Source organism: Clostridium transplantifaecale, assembly GCF_900626075.1.
GTDB classification, from domain to species: Bacteria; Bacillota; Clostridia; order Lachnospirales; family Lachnospiraceae; genus Otoolea; species Otoolea transplantifaecalis.
The window spans coordinates 101,016-107,392 of record NZ_UYZY01000009.1 but is presented as its reverse complement, the minus strand read 5'-3'; the positions used below and the strand labels follow the sequence as shown (position 1 = coordinate 107,392).

Genomic DNA, 6,377 nt, shown 5'->3' with positions numbered 1-6,377 from the left:
TAATCCTTCAACCGCTTTTGAGATGGCATAAGTGTTCTTTCCGTCCGCTGATACAGTAACCCTCGTTTTTAAGATGTTTTCTTTCTCTACTAATTTAGTCATATCATTATCCTCCGTAAAATAAAAAAGGAACTATGTCATTGCAACATAGTTCCATACTTAATCATTCTATATTATTAAAAACCGTTCTATATTAGTTGTAGACGTCAGGGAGCCGAAGCGACGCCATGTGTTGTTAATTGGTTGCACTTACATGTACTTACTTAACCAGTATTCAAATACTAATAATGGGAGAAAGCCAGATATTTGGCTAGAAGGTCTTACCGTGAAAAATATAATATCCTAGAAAAACAAAAATCGGGGTGACAGGATTCGAACCTGCGACCTCCTGGTCCCAAACCAGGCGCTCTAGCCAAGCTGAGCCACACCCCGGATATGCATAGCAGAACATCTGCAATGCATGAATTATTATATACTATGCCGTCCCGGTTGTCAACCGTTTTATATAATAAATTGTGTCTTTCAAAAAGATATTTTTCATGTAATTAATACAATTTTCTGCCGCCCTCACCGGGACGGCCTTCAGTGTCAGTTCTCCAGGTAATTGATTGTATAATGCGCTTTTCCTTCCCGATCCAGCTCCATCAGCATGTAGCTCGGCTTTCTTCCGTCCTGGCGCGGGAAAGAGAGACTGCCGGGATTCAGGATCGTCAAATCCTCCCGGATGTCCAGGTATGGTTTGTGGGTATGGCCGAACATCGCAATCTGAACCTTGCGGTCCCTCGCCTCATCTGCCAGACGCTCCGTGCCCACCGAAACACTGTAAAAGTGCCCGTGGGTCAGGAATACACGGTAGTCTCCTATTGCAATCTCTTTCTCTCTGTCCAGATTGGAAAAGAAATCGTTATTTCCCAATATCATATAGACCTGGCAGTTTTCGTTCTGTTCGCGGCACCAGGATTCAATCCGATCCTCGCTGCCCTCCGCGTCCCCCAGATGAATCAGCATGTCAAAGGGCGCCGTTTTTTCAATTACAGTCTGCAGATTACCATCCCTGCGATGCGTATCACTTACGATTAATATCTTCATCGTTCCCCTCCAAGGCCGCCTTAAGCGCCTCTTTCATCATTTCCAAAGCCTTGCCGCGATGGCTGATTTTATTCTTTTCATCGATCGCAAGCTCGGCGGATGTTTTTCCATACTCCGGCAGGTAGAGAATCGGATCGTAGCCGAACCCCCCTTCTCCGGCCGGCTCCCTGGCTATAAGCCCTTCCATTGCCGCCTGCGTGTGAAGGACACGGCCGTCGGGAAGGACCGCAGCAATATTGCACACGAAACGGGCGGCTCTTTTCTCACCTTCCGCACCTTCCAGCCTCTGAATCAGAACCCGGTTCTTAACCGAATATGGTTCCGTCTCCAGATATCTAGCCGAATATACGCCTGGCTCCCCGCCCAGGTAATCAATAACCAGGCCTGAATCATCCGCAAGGACAGTTCCTCCGGTCTGCTCCCAGACTGCGCGGGCTTTGATCTCTGCATTTTCGGCAAAGGTGGTCCCGCTCTCCACAATATTCCCTTTGAATCCGGCTTCCTCCATCGAAAGGATCTCTCTGCCCAAATCCCTAAGAATCAGGCGGATTTCTTTCATTTTGCCCTCGTTGCCTGTCGCAAATATAATTTTATTCTTCATTCTCCATAACCTCTTTTTTTCTCGTGTATGCTTTCAGGCACACATTGCATTTCTGTTCTTCTTCCACCCGCTCCCAGGACGTTCCCTTAAAGCTGATGTACCCCTCGCCGTCGCTTAAATCGACGCGGAGGTTTTTATCGGGTGAATTGTATTCTATCGCCACCGGGTGAACAGAACCCGGTGTGCTGATACTGACGATGACGGCAAATTTCTTTCCGGCCGCAAGTTCCACCGGCCTGTCTAAATCAACGGTATAAAATCCGGCGTTTTTAAGTGTTCCCGACGCTGCCAGCATCCGCCTGCCAAACTGTGCACTTCCTTCCACATCGGTGACCGTATATACTTCATAGGATGTATCCTGCCCCGTGGCATAAAAACCGACCGCGGACAGCTCTTCTTCCTCTTCGGCCGTATAGATATTAGCAAAGTAGGCGTTTTCCTTGCCATAGCCCAGCTGGCCTACCCAGCCGCAGAGATCCGTCTGGTAAATATTGTCGTAATTATCCGTGCCGTCCACTCTGGAATACAGGATATTATGAATTCCAATATTGGTGTCATAGTAGGATACGTAAAAATATCCCTCATCACCAAATTCACCGCCCCAGCTGTTGGCGCAGATAAAGGCTCCGTCACCCTCCAGGTCCAGATTAAAGTTTTCTTTAGAATAATTGTCGTCCCATCCGATGATTACAATGTCGTGGTTCGGCTTTGCTGTTCCTATATAGCAGTATGCCCCCTGCTCCTTATTATAATAACGCGAGTCGCTCTGGCCGGTCACCATGGAGGTGTACAGGGAGCTCTGAACTCCGCCGTAGAGATATACGGCACGCTTGATAGCCTCGTAATCCTTGCTCGGTATAATCTGTATATCCTGGACATGGCACACGGGCTTCAGCCCAGGAGGCGAATACTCGTCTCCGTATTCGTCGTCTTCCTCATATACAGGTCCCTGCCATGCAAGCAGATAAGCCATGGACATCGTATACTCGCCGCCGTCGTTCTGCCGCATATGGAAACTGTTCCTGATGGACATATGATCCTCTGAAAAACTCAAATCTGCTTCCGGAAGGAGCCTGCTCTCCAGCGCCATAACAGAGGCAAAAGCCCAGCATGTGCCAAAACTGCCCTGATTCTTGACCCTGGGCGCCCGCCCGGTTTCGCGGTAATCATAGGCATAAGGAAGACTTCTCTCATCCTTTCCCTCAAAAGAAAGTTCCAGGATGTTTTCATTAACGTCCCACTCTTTTTTGTAGGAAAGCGCTTTTTCCACCGCTTCCAGCGGAACGTACAGAACACCGTCCCTCTTTTCAATCCCGGCTTCCAGGGCTACGGTAACGCCGTTTAAAACCATCTCGGGCGTCCCCTCCACCATCTCCGCCCGGATTGTGTTTTTCTCCATAACCAGCCTGGAATTGTCATACAGCCTGGCCGAACAGGAAAGGCAGTCCTGCAGAATACTCACCGGAACCAAAAAATTTCCTTCCTCCGTCATAATTACGGAAGGACCTTTTCTCTTGACCGTGCGGCCGTCAATCTTCAGTTTAATGGTTTTATCATTTACTTCCTTCGATATAATGGAATACCATCCGCTGTTCCAGCTTCCCGGCTTCTCTCCCCTTTTTACCTGTTCACGGGTGAAAAAAGCCTGGTTCTTCGCCGCAATGCAAAAGAGCAGCAGAACCAGCAGAACGATATATAATCGTTTACGCCTCAACTGTATCTCCTGTTTTTCTTTTCGGTGGCCTCGGTCCCATAAACTGGTAATAGTACGTCTTCATCATACCGTTGTAAATCTTCCTGTTTTTATCCGCTTTCCTGCCGATATCCCTCTCCGCATCCTCATACGCGGTAATCAGATACATAGACCAGGAATCCAGGGCCTTGTACCGCTCCCCAATCTGACGGTACAGCGCAGGGAGGTCTTTCTTCTCTTCCAGCCTCTCGCCGTAAGGAGGATTAGAAATGATAAAGCCGTATTTTTTCGGATGGCTCAGTTCGGCGATCGGTCTCTGCTGGAAATGGATCAGATGATCGACTCCGGCCCGTTTTGCATTCTCCCTGGCGGCCTTAATCACTTCTCCGTCTATATCGTATCCCTGTATATCCACTTCTACCGTATCATCCACCATTTCGGATGCCTCGTCAATAGCGTCATACCAGCATTTTCTCGGAATCAGGTTCTTCCAGTCCTCGGAGAGGAAAGAACGGTTCAGTCCCGGTGCAATCCCCGCCGCAATCATCGCGGCTTCAATTGGAAAGGTTCCGCTGCCGCAAAACGGGTCTACCAGGATCCTGTCTTTCTTCCATGGAGTCAGCATGATGAGGGCGGCAGCCAGGGTTTCCGTGATCGGAGCCTTGCTCGTAAGCTGCCGGTACCCCCTCTTGTGAAGGGAATCGCCGCTCGTGTCAATGGCTACCGTAACCTGGTCTTTATAGAAGAAAACCCTCAATGGATATTCACTTCCCGTCTCCGGCATCTGCTCCAGATCGTATTCGGCCTGCATGCGGCGGACAACGGCTTTCTTCATGATTCTCTGAATATCCGAAGGGCTGAAAAGTTTACTGTTGATGGAGGATGCTTTCTTCACCCAGCATTTCGCATCCTTGGGAAGATAATTCTCCCAGGGAATCTCCCTGGTTCTCTCAAACAGTTCATCAAAGGTAAGAGCCTGAAAGCCGCCCACTTTTAACAAGACCCTCTCGGCTGTTCTTAAGAAAATATTAGCCCGGCAGATTGCCTCCGCGTCACCTTCAAAACTGACGCGTCCGTTCTCAACCTCCGTGATCTCATATCCCAAATCAATTATTTCCTTTTTCAAAACAGCCTCCAGGCCAAAGTGGCAGGGGGCTATCAGTTCATATCGCACCAAAATGTGTCCTCTTCTCTTTCCATATCCGTATTTTGTTGTTTATTCATCACCATTAGCAGCAACCATTCAGCACCTTCATAGTTACCATTAATATTACTATTTTAGTTTACCAGATCGCTCCTGTCAATAACCCTTTTACTGGTCTGTGAGGTACTTTCCCCTATAAAATCTAAGCCCATTTGCAACATTTACAACCTGGTACCCTTTTCTGTAAAATAAATTGCAGGCTAACAGGCTTTCGCTTCCTCTCGCACAGTAAAACAGCAGCGGCTGGCTGTTGTCAAGCAGTTCCGGCTGCTCCATCAGTTCGTCAAACGGATAATTTTCTGCACCGCATAAGTGGGACTGACAGTAAGAGGATGGACTTCTCAAATCTATAATCCTGCCCTCGTATCCCTGTTCCAGCCATCTGTCCAGATGCTGGATCGGAATTGTCTCATACATAATAGACCTCCTGTCCCTTTTACTATATTATATTCCTGCCGGACAGACTTGTTCCTGCGAAGCAGGAGAGAATGTCTTCTGTCAAAGAAAAAGAGAGTATTCCTCTCCCGGGACATAAATCCCTGCAGAGGAATACTCTCTAATGGCTCAGAATCTGCCAGCCTAACTTACTTAGTAGTTATTTCTGTCACAGTTGCTGGAATTGTTCTGGCTGTAATTCTGGCTGCTGTTCTGGCTGTTGTTCTGGCTGCTGTTTTTGCTGCTGTTGTTAGAGCTGTTCTGGCTGCTGTTTTTAGAACTGTTCTGAGATTTGTTCTGGCTGTTGTTCTGGCTGTTGTTCTGAGAACTGTTCTTGCTGCTGTTGTTGTCCATATCGTTGTAGCTGTTTTTGCTTGACATATTCATTACCTCCAAGGCTGTTTTTTGTTACACCGTTAGTATGGCTGCCGCTGTTTCAAAATATTCATGAAGGCAATTTACAATTTTTTGTAACAATTCGGGCCGATGTGAAAAACAATGTAAAAGCAGGCGTCAAGCTTATTTATAAGATTGTTTTTGTACTGTCAGATTTTATTTAAATATTTTTAATCAAAGACAAAAGGCACAGACTGCAGCTTTAACGCTGTATCTGTGCCCTTCCTATATCATCCTTTAACCAAGTACACTGACAATTTTGACAGGTGTACGGTAATTCCAGTTTGACGTTTTGATTCCGGTACGTTCTGTGGACGCATGTACAATCTGTCCGTTTCCTATGTAAAGCGCCACATGGTTGATTCTTTTTCCGTTACTGTAAAAAATCAGATCTCCCGGCTGCATCTCCGCTGCGCTGATCGCTCTTCCCTGTACGGCCTGGGAACCTGAGGAACGGTTTAAGCTGACTCCGGCTCCGTTCTGCATCACATATCTTGTAAATCCTGAACAGTCAACTCCCGTACGCGGATCGCTGCCGCCGTATCTGTAACGGCCGCCTACGAACTGAAGTGCGTAATCCACAACCTGCTGTCTGGTGTTGGTCTGCGCCGTCTGTGCCTGCGCTGCTGCTTCCGCCGCATCGGCGGCATCTTCAAGTGTGATACCGTCTGTCTTTAAGTATCCTTCCTGATCTCCTGCCGCAACTCGGACCCAGCCGTCGGAACCGTTCTCAACTACCTCGAAAATTCCGCCCTTCTGTGCCGTGGCAACGACTGCCGAACTCTCATTCTCCTCTGCATAGACGGAGGCATTGGCTGCTTCAATCTTTGCCACCATATCTCCATCCAGGCCGTCGGCCGGTCCTGCAAATGCCGCCTGCGGTCCGGCTACCGTAAACATTCCGCAGATACACATCATTCCAACAAATTTGATACTCTTATTTAAATTCATCCAAAAAC

General features: G+C 47.9%; 7 protein-coding genes and 1 tRNA gene. All 8 read right to left on the bottom strand.

Annotated features, from left to right (window positions below; genetic code table 11):
• Positions 1-357: 357 nt before the first annotated feature.
• Positions 358-432, bottom strand: a tRNA-Pro gene (locus EJL91_RS23980).
• A gap of 156 nt (positions 433-588) precedes the next feature.
• Positions 589-1,089 (bottom strand): metallophosphoesterase family protein, encoded by a 501-nt coding sequence (locus EJL91_RS23975; RefSeq protein WP_125144503.1) that lies wholly within the window; start codon positions 1,087-1,089, stop codon positions 589-591.
• On the bottom strand, positions 1,067-1,690 hold the full coding sequence (gene rdgB, locus EJL91_RS23970) for an RdgB/HAM1 family non-canonical purine NTP pyrophosphatase (protein ID WP_125144502.1): 624 nt from the start codon (positions 1,688-1,690) through the stop codon (positions 1,067-1,069). The genes EJL91_RS23975 and rdgB overlap by 23 nt, the downstream gene beginning before the upstream one ends.
• Positions 1,680-3,404, bottom strand: a complete 1,725-nt coding sequence (locus EJL91_RS23965) for a lectin like domain-containing protein (protein ID WP_243125549.1) — start codon at positions 3,402-3,404, stop codon at positions 1,680-1,682. Before EJL91_RS23965 ends, rdgB begins: the two co-directional genes overlap by 11 nt.
• Positions 3,394-4,560, bottom strand: coding sequence for a THUMP domain-containing class I SAM-dependent RNA methyltransferase (locus EJL91_RS23960; protein ID WP_125144501.1), 1,167 nt, complete (start codon positions 4,558-4,560; stop codon positions 3,394-3,396). The genes EJL91_RS23965 and EJL91_RS23960 overlap by 11 nt, the downstream gene beginning before the upstream one ends.
• A gap of 135 nt (positions 4,561-4,695) precedes the next feature.
• A complete protein-coding gene (locus EJL91_RS23955) occupies positions 4,696-5,004 on the bottom strand; it encodes a rhodanese-like domain-containing protein (protein ID WP_125144500.1) in 309 nt (102 codons plus the stop codon).
• A gap of 171 nt (positions 5,005-5,175) precedes the next feature.
• Positions 5,176-5,403, bottom strand: coding sequence for a hypothetical protein (locus tag EJL91_RS23950; RefSeq protein ID WP_125144499.1), 228 nt, complete (start codon positions 5,401-5,403; stop codon positions 5,176-5,178).
• 252 nt (positions 5,404-5,655) lie between these two features.
• Positions 5,656-6,369 carry a C40 family peptidase gene (locus EJL91_RS23945; RefSeq protein WP_125144498.1) on the bottom strand — a complete coding sequence of 238 codons (714 nt, stop codon included), beginning with the start codon at positions 6,367-6,369 and terminating at the stop codon, positions 5,656-5,658.
• Positions 6,370-6,377 lie beyond the last annotated feature (8 nt).